Origin of the sequence: Sphingomonas sp. LaA6.9, from assembly GCF_022601895.1 — a bacterium.
Taxonomy (GTDB): Bacteria; Pseudomonadota; Alphaproteobacteria; order Sphingomonadales; family Sphingomonadaceae; genus Sphingobium_A.
In genome coordinates, this window is the sequence record NZ_JAKVIO010000001.1 from 219,012 (window position 1) to 244,379 (window position 25,368).

Genomic DNA, 25,368 nt, shown 5'->3' on the forward strand with positions numbered 1-25,368 from the left:
CCCTGGAAAATTCAGGCGAAGCCGAGCACGCCGGGGTTCATCAATCCCCGGGGGTCGAGCGCCTGCTTGATGGTTGCGAGCAGCGCCTCGGGCGCGGGCGACAGCGCGGGACGAAAGGGGTAGGTGCGTCCGATCTGGTTGGAGGCGGCGCCAAGGCTGCGGAAGAGTTCGACGGTTTCGTGCCGTAGCCGGTCGACCAGCGCGCGCGCCTCCGGATTGGGAGCGGGCTCGACGAAACCCGCGAGATGCCGGGTGTCGGGCGCTTCTCGATGCAGCGGTTGCCAACTGTCCTGCCAGTGAAAAACGGGCTCGAAACTGAAGCAGTGATTGGCGAGCGCGGAGGCGAGCCGCGTGAAGGTGATCCCGTGCGCGGCCATTTCCTCGGCATGCGGCGCGATCATCGCGTCGAAGGCCGCGATGAGCCGGCGTGCCTCCGAATGCGCGACCTTCGCGTTGAGCGCGGCCCAGCGACCGCCTGTGGGGCCGAGTACGCCGTTCAGATTGGCGAAGAGTTCGGCGCGCGCGACGCGCGGAATCGTGGGCGCGACCGCAATCCCGCCCCAGCGCGCGGCGATGCGATGCGCTTCTTCCAGATCGGCCTCGACCGCAGCGGCGCAGCGGCCCGCAGCGGTCAGGTGCAGCGAGAAATGCCCTTCGGGGATGAAGCCGGTGCCGCCTTTGGCCAGCGAGGCGAGCGCCTTCACCGCCTTGAGCGCGCCGCCCGCATCGCGCGCCACCGACATCGCGGTCTTCGCCATCGTCGCGCTATCGGCGTGCACCGCGCCTGCGGCGCTCGGGTCGAGGATATAGACTTCCTCCGCCAGATCGGCGCGCGCGATCTCGCACAGCGCGTCGGCCGCTTCCTCGATACCTGCGAAGGCGAAGCTGGCATAGCCCTGCTCGGCGGGCGAACGGATCAGGCGGAAGCTCGCTTCGGTCTTGATCCCGAACATGCCGCCGTCATGCGTGAACAGGCCGGTGAGATCGGGCCCGAATGTGCGCAGTATCGGTTTGCTGCCAAGCATCAGCGCGCCCTGTCCGGTGCGCAGCAAGGTGCCATCGGCGAGCGCGACTTCGATCCCCAGCACATTCTCCGCCGCCGAGCCATAACGCGCCGATCCGAAGAACAGCGCGCCATGCCCAAGCCCGCCGCCCACCGTCGCGCCAGCGCCCGAGAAGGTGCCGATAAAGGGCAGGCGCAGCCCGCGCGGTTTCAGCGCGTCGTTGATCTGCTTCCACGTCACGCCCGCCTGCATGGTGATCGTCATATCCTCCTCGGCGATGTCGAGGATGCGGTCGAGTCCGCGCATGTCGATCGTGACGGCCTTGGCGGAAGGGGGCGCGTAGCCCCCGGTATAGCTGAGCCCGCCGCCGCGCGGCAGCACCGCATAGCCAAGCGCGGTGGCGGTCGAGAGCGCCGCAGCGACGCCCGCCGCGTCGCGCGGAAGCACGACGGCAGCGGGGCGATCGCCCGTCACATGCACATCGCTCGCGGCGAGATCCAGCGCGGCGTCATCGGTGCGCACGGCATCGTTGCCGAGCACACCAGCGAGCGCTTCGAGCAGCGCGGCGTGGCTCATGCGGGTTTCCAGACGCTGATGATCGCGATCGCGGTGATGAACACCCAGAGCAGCAGCAACACCGATGTCGCGCGGACATAGGTGCGCTTGATGATCGCATTGGTCTCGTCGGTCGGCCCTTCGCGCGCCATGACCGCCCAGGTGCGGAAGTGCGCGATGAGCGCGAGGCGGATGCCGACCCCGCACATCATCACACAGGCGAACAGCGCGAGCTTCCAGCGCAGCCATTCGGGCATCGGCCATGTGCCGCCGATGAGGCCCGTCGCGATGCCGCCCAGCACCGCCATCAGCACATAGCGCGAGCCGCGATCGATCGCGCCCAGCGTCTTGCCGATGCCGCTGTGGCGTAGCCGGTGCACGGCTTCGACGAATGCGAACCAGATAGCGCCGAAGATGCCCGCCGCGATCGCCGTCGTCTCGCCGCCCGGGACATAGCCGTAGAGTGCAGCGATCGCAGGGCCGAGGCTTGCCTGCAGCACGAGCGCGTAACGAACATGCTGATCGACATGCATGACATGCTCCATCAGCCGCGACCGTTCCTCGAAGGGCATGCGGTCGCTGTACGAGACATAGCGGTAGGTGCTGTTGATCACGAATTCGGAGCCGAGCCAGTAGCCCAGCACCGCAATATGCGCGGCGAGCAGCCAGGGCGCGATCATGCGCTCGCCTCGGTGCGGTCATAGGCGGTCAACTCATAGGCGGTCTGCATATAGCCGCCGACCGCGGCCTTCAGCAGCACATAGTCGCCGTCGTCGGTGCACCACAGGTCATAGGGCGGGTGCTCGAGCAGCAGCCCGGGAATGTCGGTGAAACGGAAATGGAGCGCGTCGAACTTGCCCGCCGCCACCTTGAGCGTTTCGCGCCCCACGAACTCGATCGCGAGATCGATCGGAAAGAGCATCGGACCCGTCGCGCCGCGATGATCGGGCGAAGAGAGCAGGATATTGCGGAACACCTGCACGCCCGGCCCTTGCGACAGATCGTAGAGATTGAGCAGGAAGCCGTCATTGACCATCGCGTGGTTGCCAAAGGCGACAAGCGGCGATTTCAGCTCCATCCGCTGCGACACGCGCCCCTCGACCGTGGTCATCGCCTCGCATTCGGCAATGGTGTCAGAAAAGCGGAACCAGCCCGAGCCGCGGAACTCTCCGCCCACCGCGATCCGCACGAAGCTTTCCTGCGGGCGGCCATCGGTGCCGATCCGCAGATTGACGTCACGCACCACTGCAGGTGCGTCGTCGATCTCGCCATGTGCCGCGATCGTCCGGCAGCCATCCCGGTGGAAGTCCATCCGGAAATGCTCGCGGCCACGGCCCTGACCGAGGCGATCGGGTTTAGTGCTGGTATAAAGGATCGCGCCGGTTACGCTGCGTGTAATTCCGTTCATTTCCAGGCACCCTTGTCATGCAGATAGCGCCCGGCGTCCTTGAGGTCGCCCGGCACATAATCACCGAACAGGTTCGGCGGAAATCTCGAATTGTACCCATTCAGCACGTCCATATAGAGCTGCGGGTGGATCGTCGGCTGGCGATGCCGCGCGCGGAAGGCGCCGATCGGGATGCGCGCCATGACCAGCGTTTCGTTGGGCGATTTGGCGGTCGCGATCGCCTCGCCATCGGGGCCGTAGATCGCCGAACCACCCGCATTGGTGTCTTCGAAAAAGGGCGAACCCGGCGAGATCGCGTTATTGGCGACCGCGGTATAGACGCCGTTGTAGAGCGAGGTCGCGGCGATGTCGGTTGGCACAAAGCCGCCCGTCGCGGTGCGCAGGATCACTTCCGCGCCCTTGATCGCCATGGCGCGGAACAGTTCGGGTTCGCGCTGGACCGAACTGGTCGCGAGATTGCCGATCGGGGTCCGGATCACGGGCAGGATCGCATCGCGCCCGTACATTTCGACGAAGCGGTCGAGTACGTCGTAGATCGTCGTCGTGAACAGCTCTATCTCGCCGCCGAAGACGCCCTTGATGTTGCGCGCCTTCCAGTCGCGCGCGAGGATGCTGCCATCAGGGCCGATCACCGTAGTGATCGACAGCGCATGACCCGGCCAGTCGGGATCGCGCGCATAGGAACCGAACACGACATAGATGCCGTATTGCTTCGCCTTCTTCGCGATCGCCTCGGTCTCGACCCCCGGTATCTCGATCGCGACCCTGAGCACGTCCTTGCGCGTCCAGCCCGCGCCAAAGCCGGTGATCGGGAATTCGTGGAAGAACATCAGGTCGGGCCCCGCGCCGAACGCGAAGGCGGCGTCGATCAGGCCCAGCATATGATTGAGGTTGTCGCGGCGGCTTGCCTCGACGCGCGCGAGATCGACGGGCAGCGAGCGCGCCTGCGCTACACCCAGCGTCCAGCTCTCCTTCGCGAGCTGCACGACGGGATAGCGCCCGTCAGGGCTGACCTTCACATCTGCCCCGGGGTGGCCGGAGGCGGCAAGCGCCTCGCCCGAAACGCCGAGAGCGGCGGAGAGGCCAATGCCTCCCGCCGCACCCAACAGCGCCCTGCGTGAAAGCGCCGCCTCGCTCATAGCGCCGCCCTCGGGCGGTAGCTGTAATAGCTGGGATCGTCATAGGCCTGCCAGTCGCGCGAGATCCGGTTCTCGTTGATCACGGTGCGCTGGAACAGGCGCCCCTTGCGATACCAGTGCCAGGTCCGGTTCTTGGCCTCGCCGTCCTCGGCAACGGTGATCATCTCGTAATAGCGGAAATCGGGTTCGTGCGTCCGCGTCCAGCCGACCATGATCGTGCGGTTGGTCTCGTCATAGTTGAGCGCGCCGACAAACCCGTCGATCAGATCGTTCCTGATCCAGACGCGATCGCCCTCAAAGGTGCCGTCGAAATAGCGGATTTCCTGGCTGCCATCGGCCCAGGTGTAGATGTTGGTCTGGCTCAGCTTCGCGACACCATCGGGGCCGTCGGTCAGGCGGCAGACGAGGCGCGAGGCGTGGCGGTCGATGATGTTGTGATCGGCGTCGAGATGGACATATTCGCCCTCCCACACGCCCGCCTGGTCGGCAACGATCGGCTGTTTTTCGGTAATGATCTGCATGTGCCCTCGCTCTCTGTGCACCAATGTTTGATCGAGCGACGCCGGCAGAACCAACAACTAATTGTCTTTTTGAACAATCATTGTTTGTGTATTCACAAGTCCATGGAATCACGTCAGGTCCGCCATTTTCTTGCCGCCTATGATGCGGGCACCTTCGTTGCCGCGGCCGAGCAGCTGGGGTTGAGCCAGCAGGCGGTGAGCAAGAGCATTCTGCGTCTCGAGGCGCAGCTGGGCGTCCGCCTGTTCGAGCGCGACGGGCGCCGGGTCCGTCCTACCGCCTATGCCGAACTGTTCCTGCCCCATGCGCGGACGATCGCGGCCGAGACCGACCGTTTCCGCGCCGATCTCGGCGACATGCTTGGCGGACGGCATGGGCGGCTGCGGATCGGGGTGGGGCCAAGCGCGGCCGCCGATGTGGTGGCGAGCGCGGTCAAGATGATCACCACCGAGCGCCCGAATGTGCGGCTGAGCGTACTCGCGGGTATCTATGAAATGATGGTCGCCGACCTGCTGCTCGGAAAGCTCGATGTGGTCGTCGCGGTGCGTCAGGTCGATCGCAACGATCCGCTGATCCGCGAAGAACCGCTTGGCGACATACGCTATGTGGTGCTGGCGGGCGCAAACCACCCGCTCGCCGGGCGCGGTCGTCTGACGCTTGCCGATCTCAAGGGCGCGCGCTGGCTCGCCGGCGCCAATATCGGCGCGGTGGAGCAGGCGATAGAGGCGAGCTTCCGCGCGGCTGGCCTGCCCCGGCCGAGGCCCGAGATAGAGACGACCTCGGTGATCTTCACACTGGCGATGCTCGATGCGGGGATGCACCTCGCGATCCTGCCAGAGATGCTGGTGGCGCGCGATCTCGAGATGCGACGGCTCGTGCGGATCGACATCGATGCGGAGCCGTGGACGCGCCCGCTGATCGTTGCGACGCGCGTCCGTGCACCCAAGCCGCCGATCGTCGATGCCTTCATGGCGAGCCTTGTCGAAGCGATGCGCTGACGGCGGTTGTTGCCTTGTCGCGATCCCGGTGTAAGGGCATGGGCATGACCGCGCAGATCGATCCTTTCCACGCCATCGCCATCAGCCGCCTTGCCCACAAGCTGCGGACCGAGGGGCGCTCGATAATCCATATGGAATTCGGCCAGCCCTCCACCGGCGCCCCAGCGGCGGCGATCGCGGCCGCGCATCACGTGCTCGACACCGACGGCATGGGCTATTGGGAAAGCCCCGCGCTCAAGGAACGCATCGCGCAGCATTATCGCGAAACCTATGGCGTCACGATCGATCCCGAACAGCTGATCCTCACCTGCGGTGCATCACCCGCGCTGGTGCTCGCGCTGTCGTGCCTGTTCGCGCCGGGCGCGCGCGTCGCGGTCGCGCGGCCGGGCTATGTCGCCTATCGCAACACGTTGAAGGCGCTGCATCTGGTTCCGGTCGAGCTGAATTGCGGCGAGGCCGAGCGCTATCAGGTGACTGCGCGCGCGATCGAGGCGCTTGAGCCCGCGCCCGAGGGGCTCATCATCGCCAGCCCCGCCAATCCGACGGGAACGATCATCGAACCCGATGAGCTGAGCGCCATTGTCGCGGTCTGCAAGCGGCGCGGCATCCGCATCATCTCGGACGAGATCTATCATGGCCTCAGCTATGTCGGACCTGCAAGATCCGCGCTTCAGGACACTTCCGACGCGCTCGTCATCAACAGCTTCTCCAAATATTTCAGCATGGCGGGCTGGCGTCTCGGCTGGCTGGTGGTGCCGACCGACCTGATCGACGCGGCGCGTGCGCGCATGGGCAACATGCTGCTGACACCGCCCTCGCTCGCGCAGCATGCCGGTCTCGTCGCCTTTGACTGCCGCGAGGAACTGGAAGGGCATCTTGCGACCTATGCGCGCAACCGCGACCTGCTGCTCGCCGCGCTTCCCGCGATGGGCTTGCGCCGGATCGCCCCGCCCGATGGCGCCTTCTACATCTATGCCGATATCGGGCATCTGACCGATGACAGCCTCGCCTTCTGCACGCGGCTGCTTCAGGACACCGGCGTCGCCACCGCGCCCGGTATCGACTTCGATCCCGTCGAGGGCAGGCACTTCATGCGCTTCAGCTTCGCGGTCTCGACCGACCGGGTCGAGGACGCAATCGCGCGGATGGAACCTTGGTTCGCGCAGCAGTCGAGGCCGGCCATACCCGCGTGATCGTTTCGACCGCCCTTTAGAGCATCGTAGGCTTAGTCATACCCGCTCATCCCGAGGAGGGACTGGGCTTGTCGAAGCCCCGTCTCGAAGGATCGGCTCGGTGCGTCCTTCGAGATGCCGTTTCGGCTTCGCTCAACGGCTCCTCAGGATGAGCGGATCGTGATTCCGATTTAACGCGTGGTGCTTCAGAATACCGGCTGGTTCGCCGGATCGTCGGGATCGACGATGCTTGTGTGGATGCCGCACTCGACCTTGTCCCAGCCGCGCCAGCGGCCCGCGCGCGGATCCTCGCCCGGCTTCACCTTGCTGGTGCAGGGCTGGCAGCCGATCGAGGGATAGCCCTCTTCCTCGAGCGGGTGGCGGGGCAGGTCGTGCAACTCGAAATAGGCTTCGAGGTCTTCCTTGGTCCAGCTGGCGAGCGGGTTGATCTTCAGTCGGTCGCCGTCGATCTCGAAGCGCGGCAGGCCCTTGCGCGTCGACGACTGGAAGCCCTTGCGGCCCGAGATCGAGACGTCGAAATCGGTAAGGACCTTTTCCAGCGGGATGACCTTGCGGATCTCGCAGCAGCCATCGGGGTCGTAGGACCAGCGCAGTTCCTTGTCGTCCTTCTTCGCGAGCGCTTCCGGATCGGGCTGGTAGGTGATGACATTGGTCAGCCCAAGCAGCCTGGTCAGCGTGTCGCGATAGTCGAGCGTCTCGGGAAACATCTTGAGCGTGTCGCCGAACAGCACGGGCACGCCCGGGTCGATGCTCGCGATCAGGTGCAGCAGCACCGCGCTCTCGGTGCCGAAGGAGGAGACCACCGCGATCCGGCCAAGGTTGTTTTCCTCGAGCAGCGTGCGCAGCATCTCTGCCGTCTCGGTGCCCCGGAAACGGTTGTTGAGCGCGATCGCATCCGCCTCGGTGAAGCGCGGACGGGCATCGATGAAGTCGATTTTACGCAAGGGCTGGGTCATGTCTGCGTTTCCACACGGGCACCGCCGCATCGGCCGCGCCCTGATAGAACTGGTCGTAGCGTTCGAGCGTGGCCTTGAGTACCTCGGGATCTACCGGATGTTCGGGCGCGAAGCTGTCGAAGCCGCAGCGACGCATGAGCGGAATCTGGTCGACCAGCACATCGCCCTGCGCGCGCAGTTCGCCCTTGTATCCCGCCTCTCGCAGGATGCGCGCGGCCGAATAGCCGCGGCCGTCCCTGAATGCGGGAAAGCTGACCTCGATCAGCGCGAGCCGGTCGAGAAAGGGAAAGAGCGCACGCACGTCTTCATCGGGTTCGACCCTGACAGCCGTCGCGTTCGACTGGTCGAGGAACGCGTCGAGCGTCACCGCGGGCTCCTCGTGCAGCGACGTGTTGGCGAGCGAGACGGGATTACCCATAAATGGCTTCCTTGAAGGGTTCGATGCCGACGCGGCGATAGGTGTCGACGAAGCGCTCGCCGTCGGAGCGCAACGCCTTGTAGACGTCGGTCACCTTCTCGATCGCATCGACCACACCGTCCTCGTCGAAGCCCGGACCGGTGATCTTGCCGAGCGACACGTCCTCCGCGCCCGATCCGCCGAGCAGGAGCTGGTAGTTCTCGGTGCCCTTACGGTCGACCCCAAGGATGCCGATATGGCCCGCATGGTGGTGGCCGCACGCGTTGATGCAGCCCGAGATCTTGAGCTTCAGTTCGCCCAGGTCGCGCTGCCGGTCGAGATCGGCGAAGCGCTCGGCGATCTTCTGCGCGACCGGGATCGAGCGTGCATTGGCAAGGCTGCAATAATCGAGGCCGGGGCAGGCGATGATGTCGCTGATCAGGTCCAGATTGGGCGTAGCGAGACCGGCGGCGTCGAGCGCCTGCCAGATCGTGTAGAGATCGGCCTTGCGCACATTGGGGAGCACGATGTTCTGCGCATGCGTCACGCGCAGCTCGTCGAAGCTGTACTTCTCGGCCAGCTCGGCCATCAGGTCGATCTGGTCGGCCGAGGCGTCGCCCGGAATACCGCCGATCGGCTTCAGGCTGATATTGACGATCGTATAGCCGGGCTGCTTGTGCGCGACGGTCTGCGCCTGCACCCAGATGCGGAAATCGGGATCGCTCAGGTCGATCTCGTCCGACAGGCCTGCTTCATAGGGGGGCGGCGCAAAGAACGCGCCGATCCGCTCGAGCTCGGCCACGGGCGGATCAATGCCCAGCGTCTTCACATGCGCGAACTCTTCCTCGACCTGGCGGCGATATTCGTCGGCGCCGATCTCGTGGACGAGGATCTTGATCCGCGCCTTGTAGATATTGTCGCGTCGGCCATAGCGGTTGTAGACGCGCAGGCACGCCTCGAGATAGCTCAGCAGATCCTCGGCGCCCACGAAATCCTTGATCTCGGGCGCGATCATCGGCGTGCGGCCCATGCCGCCACCCACGAAGACCTTCGCGCCGAGCTTGCCGTCCTTTTCCAGCAGTTCGATGCCGATGTCGTGCAGCCGCATCGCCGCGCGGTCCTCGGGCGCCGCGATCACCGCGATCTTGAACTTGCGCGGCAGGTAGCTGAACTCCGGATGGAAGGTCGACCACTGGCGCATCAACTCGGCCCAGGGACGCGGATCGGTCACCTCGTCGGCGGCCGCGCCCGCATATTGATCCGAGCTGATGTTGCGGATGCAGTTGCCGCTGGTCTGGATCGCATGCATCTCGACCTTTGCCAGCTCGGCGAGAATGTCGGGCGCATCCTCCAGCTTGATCCAGTTATACTGGATGTTCTGGCGCGTCGTGAAATGGCCGTAGCCGCGGTCGTACTTGCGCGCGATATGCGCCAGCAGGTGCATCTGCTGGCCGCTCAGCGTGCCATAGGGCACCGCGACGCGCAGCATATAGGCATGAAGCTGGAGGTAGAGGCCGTTCATCAGCCGAAGCGGCTTGAACTGGTCCTCGGTGATCGCGCCTGCAAGGCGGCGCTTCACCTGATCGCGAAATTCCTCGACGCGGGCGTCGACGATCGACTGATCATATTGGTCATATTGGTACATGTCAGATTATTCCAGCTTCTTGCGGTCCTTCGATACGCGTCTTCGTCTTCGCTCAGCCGCTACTCAGGATGAGCGGGAAAGGGCAAACCCACCCGCTTATCCTGAGGAGGGACTGAGCTTGGCGAAGGCCCGTCTCGAAGGACATCAGATCACCCAGTTGCCGGCTTCGGGGTCGGCGGGCTTGAGGGTCAGGTCGGCGCGCACGGTGGGGCCGAGCGCACGGATGCGGTCCTTGATATGCGCGGGCCGGGGCCCTTGCGGCGTGGCGGTCGCCTCGATCACATAGGGCGCGTTTACGCGGCGCGCGGCTTCTTCCTGCCGCGCGATCATCTCGCCCTGCTCGTCGACATCGACGGCCTCCTCGACATGGCGCGACCAGTCGGTGCCCGTCCACCACACCACGTCGCCCGTCGGCAGGTCATTACCCGTCAGTATCTTCACGCAAGAGTCTCCGCCTGTCTGGCAATCTGGAAGAGCCGATCCTCGGCATCGGCATGGAGGACGACCTCGCCGACGACGATCAGCGCGGGGCTCTGCACCCGTTCACGCGCGATCATGTCGCCAAGGTCGGTCAGGATGGTGCGCAGTGCGCGCGCGTCGCGGCGCGTGCCCTTTTCGAGCACGGCGACGGGCATGTCGGGCGCAACGCCGTCGGCGATGAGCTTGTCGGCGATCTCGGTCGAGGTCGCGACGCCCATATAGATGACGAGCGTGCGGCCCTTGCCCGCAAGGCCCGACCAGTCCTGCTCGGTCAGCCCCTTGCACTGGCCCGCGACGAAGCTGACCGCGCTCGATGCCTCGCGGTGCGTCAGCGGCAGCAGCGCCTCGGCCGCGCAGCCGACCGCCGCGGAAATTCCGGGGATCACCTCGACCGCGACGCCTGCCGCGCGGCATGCATCGACTTCCTCGCCGCCGCGTCCGAAGATGAAGGGATCGCCGCCCTTCAGGCGCACCACGGTCTCGCCGTTCAGCGCCTCGTCGACGATCAGAGCATTGATCGCTTCCTGCGGCAGTGTGTGCCGCGCGCGGCTCTTGGCGACCGAGATGCGGCGCACCGACGCGGGCGCGAGCGCGAGGACGCGGTCATCGACCAGCCCGTCATGCACGACGACGGTCGCACGCGCGAGCGCGCGGACGGCGCGCACCGTCAGCAGATCGGGATCACCCGGGCCCGCGCCGACCAGCAGCACCGTTCCCGGGACAATGTCACGCCTCTTGTCCATGACACGGCAGATGGATCGTCGCCCCGTCAAACGCAAAGCAGGGTTTTTTTGGGGGGAGTTAGCTGAACTTGTGCACCGTGCGACACGGGCGATCAGTTCGCGTTGCGGTCATCGTGAAAAAGTCCGGATATCCGTGCCTTGCAACTAGCCCGATGGGGTAAGGAAGCTGCCATCCGGGCGCGTTGTATCGCCGGGCTCACGGTGATAGCCTGCGCGCTGTCGGGCAGAGCCTGGACAGTCCCGGCCTGCTCATGCTGGAGAAAACCGATCGGAATCCTCGCTGAAACGATCGCGTTAACAATCGGCGCCCTTTTGCCGATCACCAACCCGTTCAGCACCGCGCCGCTGTTCATTTCTCTGACTGCGGGTTTTGACAGCAAGCACCGGACGCATCAGGCGCGGATGGCGTGTCTCTACGCATTCGCCATTCTGGTCGTGTTCCTGCTGCTCGGCGCGACGATCGTCGATTTCTTCGGCATCTCGGTGCCGGGCATCCGCGTCGCAGGCGGGCTGATCATCTCCGTGATCGGTTTTCGCATGCTCTTTCCCCAGGCGCCCATGGCGGGCGCCGCTGCACAGGCGCAGCAGCAGGAGCTCGATATCGCCTTTACGCCCATCGCCATGCCGAGCCTCGCGGGACCTGGGTCGATCTCGGTCGTGCTGACCGCCGCCGCGCAGATCAAAGGCATTCGTCCGGACGATTGGGGCGTGATCTACATCGCCGTGATCGTGGGTATGGCGGTGACCCTTATCATCTGCTTCCTCGTGTTGCGGATGGCCGGCGCAATGGTCCGGTTTCTGGGGCAGGGCGGCATCGACGCGATGACGCGCATTTTCGGATTTCTGCTGATCTGCATCGGCATGCAGTTCCTGCTCACCGGAATCGGCGACTTCTTTCACATCCCCCGCGGTTGAGGGGGACTTCGGGCCTGGCCGTTACGAAGCCCGATCCCGATCGCAGTACGCTGCCGGGGACAATGTCCTGCTTCTTGTCCATGACAGGCAGATGTATTGTCTCCCGCCAAAGGCAGAGCGGCTTTTTTTTGGGGGGTAGCTAAGCTTGTGCGGGGTGGGATGGCGTTTGGCCGGCTGGGCGGATTCGACCCACTTGTGGACATCGAGGCGCTCGCTAATATCCGCATTATGAAGGACTTGGACGAAGTCGCAGGCGCGGTTGAGGATGAACAATCGTTTATCGCGTTTCTTGATGCGTTGGCCGATGATTTTCCGCTCCGTTGGGAGCATTGTGAGGTCGACAGCGTGTTTGAAGCTGCCGCAGCTTGGGGAGAAAGCAGCAGCCCGCGATGGAAGGCGGGCGGCGACCAAAACCCTTGGCGCCGGTGCGCGCAAATTCTGCTCGGCGGCAAATACTACGAGTGACAAGATGGAAAGCAGCCAGGTCGCTCCCAACGCCAACACGGACAAACCCGGCCAAGTTGCGCTGAGTGCAGATAGGCCGTGCTACGGCGGCACTTAACGGTCCCTGAGCCCAATCCCGATCGCCGCGCGCGCCTGATCCATTTCCGACGACGCCACGGGGTAGGCGCAATAGTCCGCCGCATACAAGGCGCTCGGGCGGTGGTTGCCCGACAGGCCGAGCCCGCCAAAGGGCGCGTTCGACGGCGCGCCGTTGGTCGGGCGATTCCAGTTGACGACGCCCGCGCGGATTTCCGCCCAGAAGCGGTCGTAGAGCTTGGGGTTGCCGCCGATCAGCGAGGCCGAGAGGCCGAAGCGCGTATTGTTGGCCTCGGCTATCGCGCTTTCGAAATCGGGAACGCGGATCACCTGCAGCAGCGGGCCGAACGCCTCCTCGTCGTCGCGATCGGCGACATTGGTCACGTCGATGATGCCGGGGGTGAGGAAGGGGCGGCCCTCGACGGGGCGGTCCATGCGCCGGATCGGCGCGCCACCCTTCATCATGAGTGCCAGATAGGTTTCCTGAAGCGCGTCGGCGGCCTCATTGTCGATCACCGGACCCATGAAGGGCTGGGGCTCGTCGTCGGGCGCGCCGATGATCAGCCGGTCGGTGATTTTGCCGATCTTTTCGAGGATCACCTCGTGCTTGCCGTCCTCGACGATAAGCCGCCGCGCGGCGGTGCAGCGCTGGCCCGCGGTCAGGAATGCGCTCTGCAAGATCACCGTCGCCGCGGCGTCGAGGTCGGTGGGGTTCCACAGCACAATCGGATTGTTGCCGCCCATTTCGAGCGCGAGGATCTTGCCGGGTTTCTCCGCGAACTGGCGGCTGAGTTGCAACCCCGCGCGCGCCGATCCGGTGAAGAGCAGCCCGTCGATCCCGTCATGCGATGCGAGCGCCTGGCCCTGTTCGGCGCCGCCGATGAGCAGCCGCACCACCCCCTCTGGCACCCCCGCCTCGTGATAGCATTGCACGAGCAGTTCGCCCGTCGCGGGCGCCTTTTCCGAAGGCTTGAACACCACCGCATTGCCCGCGATCAGCGCGGGGATGATGTGGCCGTTGGGGAGGTGCGCGGCAAAGTTGAAGGGGCCGAGCACGCCGAGCACGCCGTGCGGTTTGTGGCGCACCGCGTTGCGCGCGCCCATCGCGCCTTCGAGCCGGCGCTGGCCGGTACGCTCGCCATAGGCCGAAACCGAGATGTCGACCTTGGCCATTACCGCCTCGACCTCGGTGCGCGCCTCCCAGAGCGGCTTGCCCGTCTCGCGCGCGATCAGGCCCGCAAGAACCTCGGCATTGCCGCGGACGACATTGACGAAGCGGCGCAGTGTCTCGATGCGGACTGTTACCGGGCGCGCGGCCCATTCGGAAAAGGCGGCGCGCGCGATCGCGATCTCGGCGGTGGCGTCGCCCGTGCGGCCTCGCCAGAGTTCCGCGCCCGTAGCCGGTTCATAAGAGACGATTTCGGGTGCGCTCATTGAAGCCACGCTCTCCAGCATCCTTAACGCTGCGTCAAGCCGTGGTGCTCAATCATGCCCCTCCCTGCAAGGGAGGGGATAGGGGTGGGTGTCGCCGTCAGGCGATCAGAACACGGACCTCGAAGGGCTCGCTACGCTCGCTACCCACCCCCAACCCCTCCCTGAGAAGGGAGGGGAGTCTGTAGTCGATATCACCCCATCATCGCTTCACCCATCCGGCGCACCGCGGCGACCTTCGCTTCCAGCGCGGTCCAGTCGTCATGCTCCGCGATCCGCGCCCAGATCGCTTCGACCTCGTCGATATGCATCGAGCAGGGCGCCTTGTCGGACCAGTAGCGGTGTTCGAGCGCGCGCGCGGGCTCATAGCCCGCAACCGCTTCACGAAATTCCTCGAACGCTGGCCCGGCATAATACATGTCGGCGGGCGTGGCGCCGCGCTTGCGTCCTCCCGCCCAGTCGAAGAAGAAGCGGTCGATCTCGACCGTTCCTTCCATCAGCGCCCTCTCGATCGCGCCGACCAGCGGCTTGTCGTGCTCCGGTCCGCGCGGCTTCACGCCCAGCCGCCAGAGGAACCGGTCGATCAGTCCGTCCTCATAGCCCTGCGCGAAGGGTTCAATCGCGGGCACCAGCTCCTCCGCCTCGGCGACGAGGCGCAACGCGACTGCAAGCTGCACGACATTCCAGTGGATCGCCTCGGCCTGCCGGCCAAAGGCATAGAGCCCGGTCTGGTCGAAATAGGCGGCGGTGAAGCCGGGATCGAAAAAGGGCGTGAAGCGCCACGGCCCATAGTCGAAGCTCTCGCCAGTGATATTGATGTTGTCGCTGTTGAGCACGCCGTGGACAAAACCCGCGGCGATGTAGGACGGCGCCAGCCGTGCGGTGCGGCGCACGACATGCGCGAGCAGTCGTGCCGGAGCATCGTCGCCTGCCTCCTCGCCGAAGTAATGCTTCAGCGCATAGGCGATCAGGCTGCGCATGCCGTCTTCGTCGCGAATGAAGGCCAGCCGCTGGAATGTCCCGATGCGGATATGGCCGTGACTGAGGCGCACGAGCGCCGATGAACGCGTGGGCGAAGGCTCATCGCCGCGTTCGAGCGCCTCGCCGGTCTCGATCAGCGAGAAGGTGCGCGAGGTTTCGACGCCCAGCGCTTCGAGCATCTCGGTCGCGAGAATCTCGCGCACGCCGCCCTTCAGCGTCAGCCGTCCGTCGCCGAAACGACTCCACGGCGTCTGCCCCGATCCCTTGGTGCCAAGGTCCATCAGCCGGTCCGCGCCATCGCGCATCTGCGCGAAGAGGAATCCGCGCCCGTCGCCGATCTCGGGGTTGTACACGCGGAACTGATGGCCGTGATAGCGCAGCGCCAGTGGTGGCGCGAGATTGTCGGGCAGCGGCTCGAAGCGCCCGAAATGCGCGATCCACTGTGCGTCGTCGAGCTGCGCCAGGCCGACTTCCCCGGCGGCGCGATCATTGCGGAAGCGCAGGCGCGTTTCGGGGAATCGTGCGGCCTCGACGGGGTCGTAGAAAGACTCTCCAAGTTCGAGGATGGGTGTTTCGGGGCGATATTTCGCAACTTGCGGGCGCGTCGTCATGCGGCGATATGGGAGGGGAAAGGGGAAGGGCGCAACCTATGGCTTCATTCGAGGACGGATATTGGTGGTCGAATGACGGCTTGCGCCTGCATTATCGCGACTATCCGGGCTCGGCCGGGTGCCCCCCGATCCTGTGCATCCCCGGCCTGACGCGCAACGCGCGCGATTTCGAGGGCGTGGCCGAGCGGCTCGCGGGCCAGTATCGCGTGATCTGCGTCGAGCTGCGCGGGCGCGGCGAAAGCGCCTATGCCAAGGATCCGATGACCTATGTCCCGCTCACCTATGTGCAGGAAATCGACCGGCTGATCGACGAGTTGAAGCTCGACCGGCTGATCGCCTTCGGCACCTCGCTGGGCGGCATCGTATCGATGCTGCTCGCCTCGACCGAGCCAAAGCGTTTCGCGGGTGTGCTGCTCAACGATGTCGGGCCGGTGATCGAGCGTAAGGGGCTCGACCGGATCCGCGGCTATGTCGGCAAACCCGGCGCATGGCCCACATGGGTGCATGCCGCACGCGCGCTCGCCGAAACCAATGCCGATGTTTATCCCGATTATGAACTGGAAGACTGGCTGCGCATGGCCAAGCGGCTCTACCGCCTCAACGCGCAGGGGCGCATCGTCCCCGATTATGACAGCAAGATCGCCGAACCCTTCCGCCTGCCCGGCGGCGAGGCGGGGGTCGATCTCTGGCCCGCGCTTGATGCGATGCGCAGCGTTCCCGTCCAGATCATCCGTGGTGAGCTTTCGGACGTGCTCGGCACCGATACCGTCGCGCAGATGAAGAAGCGGCTCGACGACGCGCGCGTGACGACGGTGCCCGGCGTCGGCCACACCCCGACGCTCGAGGAGACGCAGGCAGTGCGCGCGATCGACAGGTTCCTCGCGGCGGTCTCGGGCGAAGTGGCTGCGTGACGATCCACATATTGCACCTGCATTCCAGCTTTGATCTCGGCGGCAAGGAGGCGCGCGCCGTCCAGTTGATGAATGCCTTTGGCGATCGCGCGCGTCACACCGTCGTCAGCGGGGTTCCGGGAGCACTGGGCGCCCGCGCCGCGATTGACCCGCGCCTGAAAAGCGCATTCCCCGAAGATGCGCCACCGCTCACGGGCAAGCCCTCGGTCGCGCGCTATCAGGCGCTGGCCGGCTACATGCGGCGCTTCGATCTCGTGCTGACCTACAACTGGGGTGCGATGGACGCGGTGATGGCGCGGCGGCTGTTTCCCGCGGGGCTGCCGCCGCTGATCCATCACGAGGACGGGTTCAACGCCGACGAGGCGAAGCGCCTCAGGACCGAGCGCAACATCTTCCGCCGCATCGCGCTGCCCGCCGCACATGCGCTGGCCGTGCCCTCGCAGAAACTCGAGGCGATCGCGCGCGATACCTGGAAGCAGCCCGATTACCGCGTCCATCGCATCGCCAACGGCATCAACACGCGTCTCTACGCCGGGCGGCCCGATCCGGGGGCGCTTCCCGGCTTCGTGCGCGCCGATGGGGAGATCGTCGTCGGATCGGTGGCGGGGCTCAGGCTCGTCAAGAATCTGCCGCGCCTCGTGCGCGCGGTCGCGGCTACGGGCAAGGCGTTGCGACTGGTGATCGTGGGCGAGGGCCCCGAACGCGCCGCGATCGAGGCCGAGGCCGCGCGGCTGGGCGTTGCGCTGACGCTGCCGGGGTTCCGTGCCGAACCCCACCGCTATGTCGGCCTGTTCGATCTCTATGCGATTTCCTCGGATTCCGAGCAGTTTCCGATCTCGCTCGTCGAGGCGATGGCGGCGGGGCTTCCCGTGGCCGCCACCGATGTCGGCGATATCGCCGCAATGGTCGCCCCCGAAAACCGGCCGTTCGTCGTTCCGCGCGGTGACGAGGCGGCTCTCGCCGGCGCGATTGCGGCGTTGGTCGCAGACCCCGCACTGCGCGCGCAACTTGGTGCTGCCAATCGTGCCAAAGCTGTGGCAGAATATGACGAGCAAGTGATGATCGCGCGCTACGGGGGGCTGTATGGCGGCGCGATCGGGCGATCCGGGGCGCTTGCGGGCTAGACCATTTTGTCCGCGCATTTTGTGCGCAGCCTGCTATTAGGCGCCGGGATTTTTGAGGGAGTGATTGAATTGTTCAAGGGTCTGAAGCCCATCCTTTACGGCGGCCGCGAAGTGTGGCCGCTGATCGAGGGTGGCAAGGGCGTGGCGGCCAGCAACCATATGAGTTCGGGCGCCTGGGCGGCTGCGGGCGGTATCGGTACCGTCTCCGCGGTCAATGCCGACAGCTATGATCCGACGGGCAAGATCATTCCGCAGATCTACCGTGCCAGGACGCGGCGCGAGCGTCACGAAGAACTGATCGAATATGCGATCGAGGGCGCGGTCGAGCAGGTCAAGCGCGCTTTCGAGATCGCGGGCGGCAACGGCGCGATCAACATCAACGTGCTCTGGGAAATGGGCGGCGCGCAGCGCGTCCTGCACGGCGTGCTCGAGCGCACGCGCGGCATGGTCGCGGGCGTCACCTGCGGCGCGGGCATGCCCTACAAGCTGTCCGAGATCGCGGCCTCCTACGAGGTCAATTATCTTCCCATCGTCAGCTCGGGCCGCGCCTTCCGCGCGCTGTGGAAGCGCGCCTATTCCAAGGCCGCCGAATGGCTGGCGGGCGTCGTCTACGAGGATCCCTGGCTCGCGGGCGGGCATAATGGCCTTTCCAATGCCGAGGATCCACTGCAGCCCGAAGATCCCTATCCGCGCGTCAAGGCGCTGCGCGAGACGATGCGCGAGGGCGGCATTTCGGACGATGTGCCGATCATCATGGCGGGCGGCGTCTGGTATCTGCGCGACTGGAACCACTGGATCGACAATCCCGAGCTCGGCAGCATTGCCTTCCAGTTCGGCACGCGGCCGCTCCTGACAAAGGAAAGCCCGATCCCCGATGGGTGGAAGGCGCGGCTGATGACGCTCGACGAGGGCGACATCCTGCTCCACCGCTTCTCGCCCACCGGCTTCTATTCGTCGGCGGTGCGCAATCCCTTCCTGCGCAATCTCGAAGCGCGCTCGGAACGCCAGATCGCCTTTTCGGGCGATCATGCGGGCGATCACCAGTTCCAGCTCGACGTCGGCGTCAAGGGCAAGAGCTTCTGGGTCACCAAGAACGACCTGCTGCGCGCACGCGAATGGTATGGTCAGGGCTTTACGGAGGCACTCAAGACCCCCGACAACACGCTCGTCTTCGTCACGCCCGAGGAAAAGGTCACGATCCGCAAGGATCAGGCCGATTGCATGGGCTGCCTCAGCCATTGCGGTTTTTCGAGCTGGATGGACAGCGAGACCAACTCGACCGGCCGCCTCGCCGATCCGCGCAGCTTCTGCATCCAGAAGACCTTGCAGGACGTCGTCCATGGCGGGCCGCTCGACGAGAACCTGATCTTCGCCGGCCACAACGCCTTCAATTTCAAGAAGGACCCGTTCTATTCGAACGGCTTCGTGCCCACGGTGAAGCAGCTCGTCGACCGCATTCTGACGGGCGATTGATCCGTTAGTTCCTCCCCGAGCTCGTCTCGGGGAGGGGGACCATGCGCAGCATGGTGGCGGGGCGTCAGGCCCAGCCTTCCAACACCTGATCGGGCGGGCGGTGCCCGTCGGCCCACATGCGGATATTGGCGATCACCTTGCTGCCGGTATCCTCGCGCGCCTCGATCGTGGCGGAGGCCATGTGCGGCAGCAGCACGACATTGTCGAGCGTGCGCAGCCGCGGGTCGATCGCGGGTTCATGCGCAAAGACGTCGAGCCCCGCACCCGCGATCCGGCCCTGTTCCAGCGCATCGATCAGCGCACCTTCCTCGATCAGCTCGCCGCGCGCGATGTTGATGAGGTAGGCGTCGCGCCGCAGCAGCGCGATGCGCCGCCTGTCGAGCAAATGGTGCGTCTCTTCATTGTGCGGGCAGTTGAGCGACACGAAATCCGCTTCGCCCAGCATCGCGTCGAGATCGGGGCAGAAGGTCGCGTCGACCGCGCGCTCGACCACGTCGGGAAGCCGGTGGCGATTGTGATAGCGGATCGAAAGCCCGAAACCACGCGCCCTGAGAGCAATCGCCTGGCCGATACGGCCCATGCCGATGATCCCCAGCGTCTTGCCGTGAATGCGATGCCCGAGCATTGCGGTCGGCCGCCAGCCCGTCCATTCGCCCGAACGCATCCGCCGCTCGCCCTCGACCACGCGGCGCGGGATCGAGAGCAGCAGCGCCATCGCCATGTCGGCGGCGTCCTGCGTCAGCACGCCCGGCGTGTTGGTGACGATGATCCCCCGTGCGCGCGCTGCCTTCAGGTCGATATGATCGACGCCATTGCCGAAATTGGCGATCAGCTTCAGCCGCGGCCCTGCGGCGGCGATCAGCGTCGCGTCGATCTGGTCGGTGAGCGTGGGGACGAGCACATCGCAGTCGGACACCGCCGCCAGCAGCGCGGCGCGGTCCATGGCCGCGTCGGCGGGCGCGAGCACCGTATCGAAAAGCTCGCTCATCCGCGTCTCGATAGCGGCGGGCAGCCGGTGGGTGATGATCACCCTGGGATTGTGCGGACGATCGGCCTCGGTCATGAAATCTGCGCTAGGACGCGTCGGGCAGGTGCGTCAAGCCGCTGCAACGCCTTGAAGGCCGGCCGTGCATTTGCAAAGAGGGGAACAATGGTTGCCAAGGGGGGAAATGTGCGCTTGGGGAGGTTGCTGACGGCCGTGATGGCCGTCGTGCTTGCATGTGCCGGTGTCGGCGAGGCAGTGGCGCAGAAGAAGCCGCCCTATTGGGCATCGATTTCCGCGGGCAAGGCGCGGACGCGTACGGGTCCGGGCCGCCAGTTTCCGGCGGTCTGGCTCTACCAGCGCCCGCATCTTCCCGTGAAGGTGATCGAGACCTTCCCCAACTGGCGCAAGGTGCAGGATCCCGACGGTGCCACCGGCTGGATGCAGGCCAATCTGCTGAGCGAGGACCGCACCGCGATCGTGCGCGGCGAGGTTCGCCCGATGCGTGCCGAACCCGACGTGTCCGCGTCGATAAGCTGGCGCGCAGAGCCCGGCGTGGTGGGCACGATCACCGACTGCGCCGACGGCTGGTGCCGCTTCGAGGTCGCGGGCAAGGCGGGCTATATCGAGACCAGCCACATCTGGGGCGCCGAGGATCTGGGCGGGGAGGAGTAAAGCGGGCGGCGACATGGCGCAGCAAACTCCGCGGCCAACGAAGCGGAATGCGCATTCATTGCCTGAGCACTTGCGGTTGCGGGATACAATGAAGGGAGGAAGGGATGCTGTTGCTTTCGCTTTTCGCCGCACTGGCAGCCCAGACAGGTTCTGAGGCACCGGCGCCTCCTCCTGTCATCGACATGCACATGCACGCATGGACATTGCAGGCGTTTGGCGGAAATCCTCCGCCCGGCTGCATCGGTGCGCGCGGCATCGACATGCACGGGGTGGATCCGGCCAAACCTTTTGATTTCATGGCGCAGGCGACGTGCAAGGTCATGGTCGATGCTCCCCGCAGCGACGACGCCCTGCTCAACGATACGCTCAAAGAAATGCGCCGCTTCAATATCGTTTCCGGGGTGCTGGCGGGCGACAGCGATGTCGTTGCGAAATGGATGGCCGCGGCGCCCGACCGGTTCATTCCTGCCGCGAACTTCTTTGTGGACGATGGTCTTCCGCCCGCTGGCAGGGTCGCTGATCTGGAGCAGCGGGTGAAGTCGGGGGAGGCAAAGCTCTTTGCGGAAATCACGGCGCAATATCGCGGCTTTCCGCCGGATCATCCGGCGCTGGAACCCTTCTACGCAATGGCGGAGCGGCTCGATATCCCTGTGGGCATCCATATGGGCTATGGCGCACCGGGGGGACCGTACTGGCTCTATCCGAAATATCGCGCGTCGCTCGGCAATCCGCTGCTGCTCGAAGATTTGCTGGCGCGCCATCCCAGGCTCAGGGTCTATGTCATGCACGCGGGCATGCCGATGACCGACGAGATGATCGCGCTGCTCTATTCGCACCCGCAGGTCTATGTCGACATTTCGGCAGACAATGTCGCCGTGCCGCGCCCCGAATTTTATGTGCATCTGCGCCGGCTGGTCGAGGCAGGGTATGGCAAGCGCATCATGTTCGGTAGCGATCAGATGGTCTGGCCGCAGACGATCGCGGTCGCCGTCGACAGCATCACAGATGCGCCGTTCCTCTCCGAAGAGCAAAAGCGCGATATTCTCTACAATAACGCCGCCCGCTTCCTGCGACTGAGCAAGGAACAGATAGACCGTCATCACGGGCGCTAGCGGTGGCGTGAGACGCGGACTCTCAATTCTGTCTGCATGAGCTTCGTTCGTGCGGCGCAGTCCGCATCGGTTCGTCGCACGATACGCTCGAATTATCCGCCCATCGTCAATGCCACCGGACCCAATCATCTGCGTGACAGTTTGGTCCCGACACGCCGGAAATCCATGGTGCTCAGGTGCAGCTACGTGCCGCACACGAAATGAAACCAGATGGAGGGGGCTAGCAAGGGAGTAACTTAATGAGTGCCGTTTCCAAATGCCCGAGAGTATTTTTGCTGATTGCCCTGCTTGCCGGGACAGCGTCAGGCAGCCTGTCCGCGCAGACGCAGGACGCGCCCGAGGGCAGTCTCTCGGGGACTGTAACTGACACGTCTTCGCCTGATACGGCCGGGATGACCGAAGGGCCAAAGATCGAAGGTATCATCTCCGCGCGAAGCGGCGACAGGATGCAGGTCACCACCGCCGACGGCAGCAAGACGATCATCGCCATCAACGACAGTACCCGGATCAAGGCCAGCGGGGGATTTCTGGGCCTCAATCGCAGCACGCTTGCCGCGACGTCGCTGCTCAACGGCCTGCCAGTCACCGTCGACACATTGCAGGGCGGCGGCGACCTAGTGGCGAGCCAGATCGTTCTCAAGAACAAGGACCTCAAGACCGCGTCGATGATCCATAACGGCACCGACCAGCGCTTTGCCGAACAGACCGCGGCGACAGAGGCCCTGCGCGGCCGCATGGGCGATATCGACAAGTATAATGTCAAAAGCACGACCAACGTGAACTTCGACACCGGCAAGGCGGTGCTGTCAGAACAGGCGAAAGCCGATCTCTGCGCCGCGGCCAGCACGGCCGAGGGGATGGATAACGCCCTGCTGCTTGTGGTTGGTTACACCGATTCTACAGGAAGCCAGGATTTCAACCAGGAGCTCAGCGAAAAGCGAGCCGGTCGTGTGGTCAATTATCTTCAGCAGGCCTGTGGCTGGAAGCCCTATCGCATGCTGACCCCCACCGGGATGTCCGAAGCGGATCCGTTGGCGGACAATGAGACCGTCGAAGGCAAGGCGCAGAACCGCCGCGTTGCGGTGAATGTGCTGGTCAGCAAGGGCCTTGACGGTCTGTGAGGCGCGTGGGGTGGGCTCTGCCCACCCCGGGTTCTCGGGCCGGACATTGTAGATGCGGGGCGGTGTGATCGCCGCCCCGCGTCTAACCTTCAGTTCAGTCGATCAGTTCGAGCGCGACCGCGGTCGCTTCGCCGCCGCCGATGCAGAGCGAGGCGAGGCCCTTCTTGTGGCCGCGGTTCTGGAGCGCCGCGATCAGCGTCGCCATGATGCGTGCACCCGAGGCGCCGATCGGGTGGCCGAGCGCGGTCGCGCCGCCGTTGACGTTGACCTTCTCGTGCGGGATGCCGAGGTCGCGCATCGCGATCATCGACACGCAGGCAAACGCCTCGTTGACCTCGAACAGTTCGACGTCGTCGACCTTCCAGCCCGCCTTGTCGAGCGCCTTGGTGATCGCGCCGACGGGCGCGGTGGTGAATTTCGCGGGCTCATGCGCGTGCGCGGCGGTCGAGACGATGCGCGCGACGGGCTTGAGGCCGAGCTTGTCGGCGACGCTCTGGCGCGTCATCACCAGCGCGGCCGCACCGTCCGAGATCGACGAGGCATTGGCCGCGGTGATCGTGCCGTCCTTGGCGAAGGCGGGCTTGAGGTTGGGGATCTTGCTGGCATCGCCCTTGAGCGGCTGTTCGTCCTGCGTGACGGTCTCGACGCCCTTGCGGCCCGCGATCTCGACCGCGACGATCTCGCGATCGAACGCGCCCGACTTCTGCGCATCCTGCGCGCGCGTCAGCGACGCGATGGCATAATCGTCCTGCGCCTCGCGCGTGAACTGATATTCGCCCGCGGTTTCCTCGGCGAAGGTGCCCATCGCGCGGCCGGGCTCATACGCATCTTCCAGCCCGTCGAGGAACATGTGGTCCATCACGCGGTCATGGCCGAGGCGCGCGCCGCCGCGGTGCTTCTGGAGCAGATAGGGGGCGTTGGTCATGCTCTCCATGCCGCCCGCGACGAGCAGGTCGACCGAGCCGGCGGCGAGCGCGTCGGCCGCCATGATCGCGGCCTGCATGCCCGATCCGCACATCTTGTTGACCGTGGTCGCTTCGACCGACTTGGGGAGGCCGGCCTTGAGTGCGGCCTGACGCGCAGGCGCCTGGCCGAGGCCGGCGGGCAGCACGCAGCCCATATAGATGCGCTCGACCTTGTCGCCGTCGACGCCCGCGCGCTCGACCGCCGCCTTCACCGCGGCGGCGCCCAGTTCGGTCGCGCTCGCGCCGGCCAGGCTGCCCTGAAAGCTCCCCATCGGGGTGCGGGCATAGGAAACGATGACGACGGGATCGGTGGTCATGATGAAATGTTCCTCGCTTCAGATTCTTTGACCGCTCATCCTGAGGAGCCGTTGAGCGAAGCCGAAACGGCGTCTCGAAGGATCCTTCGAGATGGGCCTTCGCCTTCGCTCAGTCCCTCCTCGGGATGAACGGAGCAGTCCAGTGCATCGCGATCTAGGATGCGCCGTGCCGCAGTGCAACATGACCGCGTTGTCTGTCCGTCCGGAATGACTGCGCCGCCGTCCCGATCGCGCGGACCAGCGCGGAATCATCGCCATAGTGATCTTTCCAGTGCGGCGCGAAGAGCAGGCCGATCTCGCGCGTCAGATCGAATCCGGCCAGCCGCGGCATCGCGACGCCGGGCGTTGCCAGCGACTCGGGCGCGACGGTTATGCCGAGTCCCGCGCGCACCATCGCCATCACCTTGTCGTCATTGGGCGAGCGCAGGCTGAAGGGCGGGCGGACGCCGCGTTCGGTGAAGAAGCGGCTGGTATCCGCCAGCACCTCGCACGACCGTCGCGCGATCATCGTCTCGCCCGCCACCTCCTCGGCGGCGATGCTTTCGCGCGTGGCGAGCATGTGGTCGGCGGGGAGGGCGAGGCGATAGCCTTCGTCGAACAGGCTTTCACGCGCAAATCGCGTCTCGCCCGCGCGCAGCAGCGTCAGCGCGAGATCGATCTGCCCGCCGCCGAGCCCCGCGGTCAGTTCGCGCTCGCCGCCCTCGATCAGCTCGACGGGTTCCATGCCCTCATAGCCCGCAATCGCGGCCTCGAGCAGCGCGGTGGGCACGGTCGCAAGCACGCCGAGCCGGATCGGGCGCACCGGCGCTGACACGCCTGTAACGCTCTGTTCGGCAAGCAGGAATTCGCGTTCGATCGCGCGCGCATGCGGGAGCAGCCGGTTGCCCGCCTCGGTCAGCTGCACGCGCCGGTTGGAGCGTGCGAACAGCGCCGCGCCAAGCCGCTTCTCCAGTTCGGAGATGCCCGCCGACAGCGTCGGCTGCGAGACGTTGATCCGGCTGGCGGCGCGCGTGAAGTTGCCCGTTTCGACCACGGCAAGGAACTGGCGGAGATGCGTGCGGTTTATCATAGGAATATTCTATGATGGTTTCATGCAACTTTCAATTTTTCCGATGGTGAATGCGGCGCTATGAGATCGGCAAAGGCTGCGATAGCGTGCCTTCAGGAGAGATT

General features: G+C 65.3%; 25 protein-coding genes. 10 read left to right on the forward strand and 15 right to left on the reverse strand.

Features of this window, described 5'->3' with window-relative positions; all coding sequences use genetic code 11:
* Positions 1 to 11 precede the first annotated feature (11 nt).
* From MKI88_RS00960 to MKI88_RS00980, 5 genes are read right to left on the reverse strand one after another with little or no spacing between them, the layout of a single operon-like run.
* Positions 12 to 1,580 (reverse strand): FAD-binding oxidoreductase, encoded by a 1,569-nt coding sequence (locus MKI88_RS00960; protein ID WP_241628519.1) that lies wholly within the window; start codon positions 1,578 to 1,580, stop codon positions 12 to 14.
* A complete protein-coding gene (locus MKI88_RS00965; protein WP_241628521.1) occupies positions 1,577 to 2,239 on the reverse strand; it encodes a hypothetical protein in 663 nt (220 codons plus the stop codon). Before MKI88_RS00965 ends, MKI88_RS00960 begins: the two co-directional genes overlap by 4 nt.
* A complete protein-coding gene (locus tag MKI88_RS00970; RefSeq protein ID WP_241628523.1) occupies positions 2,236 to 2,967 on the reverse strand; it encodes a DUF3108 domain-containing protein in 732 nt (243 codons plus the stop codon). The genes MKI88_RS00965 and MKI88_RS00970 overlap by 4 nt, the downstream gene beginning before the upstream one ends.
* Entirely contained in the window at positions 2,964 to 4,106 is a 1,143-nt protein-coding gene (locus MKI88_RS00975) for a nitrilase-related carbon-nitrogen hydrolase (protein WP_241628525.1), read from the reverse strand. Before MKI88_RS00975 ends, MKI88_RS00970 begins: the two co-directional genes overlap by 4 nt.
* Positions 4,103 to 4,627: a DUF3598 domain-containing protein gene (locus MKI88_RS00980; RefSeq protein WP_241628527.1), complete on the reverse strand. Its 525-nt coding sequence runs from the start codon at positions 4,625 to 4,627 to the stop codon at positions 4,103 to 4,105. Before MKI88_RS00980 ends, MKI88_RS00975 begins: the two co-directional genes overlap by 4 nt.
* Before the next feature lie 102 nt (positions 4,628 to 4,729).
* Here MKI88_RS00980 and MKI88_RS00985 point away from each other — a divergent pair, with 102 nt between their 5' ends.
* On the forward strand, positions 4,730 to 5,623 hold the full coding sequence (locus MKI88_RS00985) for a LysR family transcriptional regulator (RefSeq protein WP_241628529.1): 894 nt from the start codon (positions 4,730 to 4,732) through the stop codon (positions 5,621 to 5,623).
* 44 nt (positions 5,624 to 5,667) lie between these two features.
* Positions 5,668 to 6,816 carry an aminotransferase class I/II-fold pyridoxal phosphate-dependent enzyme gene (locus MKI88_RS00990; protein ID WP_241628531.1) on the forward strand — a complete coding sequence of 383 codons (1,149 nt, stop codon included), beginning with the start codon at positions 5,668 to 5,670 and terminating at the stop codon, positions 6,814 to 6,816.
* A gap of 185 nt (positions 6,817 to 7,001) precedes the next feature.
* Here the strand turns inward: MKI88_RS00990 and MKI88_RS00995 are convergent, their stop codons facing one another.
* From MKI88_RS00995 to cobA, 5 genes are all read right to left on the reverse strand, one after another.
* Positions 7,002 to 7,772, reverse strand: coding sequence for a phosphoadenylyl-sulfate reductase (locus MKI88_RS00995; protein ID WP_241628533.1), 771 nt, complete (start codon positions 7,770 to 7,772; stop codon positions 7,002 to 7,004).
* Positions 7,753 to 8,190, reverse strand: a complete 438-nt coding sequence (locus MKI88_RS01000) for a DUF934 domain-containing protein (protein WP_241628543.1) — start codon at positions 8,188 to 8,190, stop codon at positions 7,753 to 7,755. The genes MKI88_RS00995 and MKI88_RS01000 overlap by 20 nt, the downstream gene beginning before the upstream one ends.
* A complete protein-coding gene (locus MKI88_RS01005; protein WP_241628545.1) occupies positions 8,183 to 9,814 on the reverse strand; it encodes a nitrite/sulfite reductase in 1,632 nt (543 codons plus the stop codon). The genes MKI88_RS01000 and MKI88_RS01005 overlap by 8 nt, the downstream gene beginning before the upstream one ends.
* A gap of 144 nt (positions 9,815 to 9,958) precedes the next feature.
* On the reverse strand, positions 9,959 to 10,255 hold the full coding sequence (locus tag MKI88_RS01010; protein WP_241628547.1) for a DUF2849 domain-containing protein: 297 nt from the start codon (positions 10,253 to 10,255) through the stop codon (positions 9,959 to 9,961).
* Positions 10,252 to 11,037 carry a uroporphyrinogen-III C-methyltransferase gene (cobA, locus tag MKI88_RS01015; RefSeq protein ID WP_241628549.1) on the reverse strand — a complete coding sequence of 262 codons (786 nt, stop codon included), beginning with the start codon at positions 11,035 to 11,037 and terminating at the stop codon, positions 10,252 to 10,254. Before cobA ends, MKI88_RS01010 begins: the two co-directional genes overlap by 4 nt.
* A 201-nt stretch (positions 11,038 to 11,238) precedes the next feature.
* Here cobA and MKI88_RS01020 point away from each other — a divergent pair, with 201 nt between their 5' ends.
* Together MKI88_RS01020 and MKI88_RS01025 are read left to right on the forward strand one after the other, a co-directional pair.
* Positions 11,239 to 11,952: a MarC family NAAT transporter gene (locus MKI88_RS01020; RefSeq protein WP_281063692.1), complete on the forward strand. Its 714-nt coding sequence runs from the start codon at positions 11,239 to 11,241 to the stop codon at positions 11,950 to 11,952.
* A gap of 159 nt (positions 11,953 to 12,111) precedes the next feature.
* On the forward strand, positions 12,112 to 12,417 hold the full coding sequence (locus tag MKI88_RS01025) for a hypothetical protein (protein ID WP_241628553.1): 306 nt from the start codon (positions 12,112 to 12,114) through the stop codon (positions 12,415 to 12,417).
* Positions 12,418 to 12,510: 93 nt separating this feature from the next.
* Here the strand turns inward: MKI88_RS01025 and astD are convergent, their stop codons facing one another.
* Positions 12,511 to 13,926, reverse strand: coding sequence for a succinylglutamate-semialdehyde dehydrogenase (gene astD, locus MKI88_RS01030; protein WP_241628555.1), 1,416 nt, complete (start codon positions 13,924 to 13,926; stop codon positions 12,511 to 12,513).
* 191 nt (positions 13,927 to 14,117) lie between these two features.
* A complete protein-coding gene (locus MKI88_RS01035; RefSeq protein WP_241628557.1) occupies positions 14,118 to 15,515 on the reverse strand; it encodes a protein adenylyltransferase SelO family protein in 1,398 nt (465 codons plus the stop codon).
* A 38-nt stretch (positions 15,516 to 15,553) separates the two neighbouring features.
* Between MKI88_RS01035 and MKI88_RS01040 the strand changes: the two genes are divergently transcribed.
* From MKI88_RS01040 to MKI88_RS01050, 3 genes are all read left to right on the forward strand, one after another.
* Positions 15,554 to 16,426: an alpha/beta fold hydrolase gene (locus MKI88_RS01040; RefSeq protein WP_241628559.1), complete on the forward strand. Its 873-nt coding sequence runs from the start codon at positions 15,554 to 15,556 to the stop codon at positions 16,424 to 16,426.
* A 2-nt stretch (positions 16,427 to 16,428) separates the two neighbouring features.
* The gene (locus MKI88_RS01045; RefSeq protein ID WP_348636226.1) at positions 16,429 to 17,550 is read left to right on the forward strand and encodes a glycosyltransferase; all 1,122 of its coding nucleotides are present in this window, start codon (positions 16,429 to 16,431) and stop codon (positions 17,548 to 17,550) included.
* Between the two features lie 69 nt (positions 17,551 to 17,619).
* The gene (locus tag MKI88_RS01050; protein ID WP_241628572.1) at positions 17,620 to 19,023 is read left to right on the forward strand and encodes a nitronate monooxygenase family protein; all 1,404 of its coding nucleotides are present in this window, start codon (positions 17,620 to 17,622) and stop codon (positions 19,021 to 19,023) included.
* A gap of 64 nt (positions 19,024 to 19,087) precedes the next feature.
* On the opposite strand, the gene MKI88_RS01055 is transcribed toward MKI88_RS01050, so the two are convergent.
* Entirely contained in the window at positions 19,088 to 20,086 is a 999-nt protein-coding gene (locus MKI88_RS01055; RefSeq protein WP_241628574.1) for a D-glycerate dehydrogenase, read from the reverse strand.
* An 87-nt stretch (positions 20,087 to 20,173) separates the two neighbouring features.
* Between MKI88_RS01055 and MKI88_RS01060 the strand changes: the two genes are divergently transcribed.
* From MKI88_RS01060 to MKI88_RS01070, 3 genes are all read left to right on the forward strand, one after another.
* Positions 20,174 to 20,680 (forward strand): SH3 domain-containing protein, encoded by a 507-nt coding sequence (locus tag MKI88_RS01060; protein WP_241628584.1) that lies wholly within the window; start codon positions 20,174 to 20,176, stop codon positions 20,678 to 20,680.
* Between the two features lie 104 nt (positions 20,681 to 20,784).
* Positions 20,785 to 21,792, forward strand: a complete 1,008-nt coding sequence (locus tag MKI88_RS01065) for an amidohydrolase family protein (RefSeq protein WP_241628586.1) — start codon at positions 20,785 to 20,787, stop codon at positions 21,790 to 21,792.
* Positions 21,793 to 22,031: 239 nt separating this feature from the next.
* Positions 22,032 to 22,913 (forward strand): OmpA family protein, encoded by an 882-nt coding sequence (locus tag MKI88_RS01070; protein WP_241628587.1) that lies wholly within the window; start codon positions 22,032 to 22,034, stop codon positions 22,911 to 22,913.
* A gap of 94 nt (positions 22,914 to 23,007) precedes the next feature.
* Here MKI88_RS01070 and MKI88_RS01075 read toward each other — a convergent pair whose 3' ends face one another.
* Together MKI88_RS01075 and MKI88_RS01080 are read right to left on the reverse strand one after the other, a co-directional pair.
* A complete protein-coding gene (locus MKI88_RS01075) occupies positions 23,008 to 24,195 on the reverse strand; it encodes an acetyl-CoA C-acyltransferase (RefSeq protein WP_241628589.1) in 1,188 nt (395 codons plus the stop codon).
* A gap of 154 nt (positions 24,196 to 24,349) precedes the next feature.
* Complete coding sequence (locus tag MKI88_RS01080) at positions 24,350 to 25,264, reverse strand: LysR family transcriptional regulator (RefSeq protein ID WP_241628591.1); 915 nt, start codon at positions 25,262 to 25,264, stop codon at positions 24,350 to 24,352.
* Between the last annotated feature and the right edge of the window lie 104 nt (positions 25,265 to 25,368).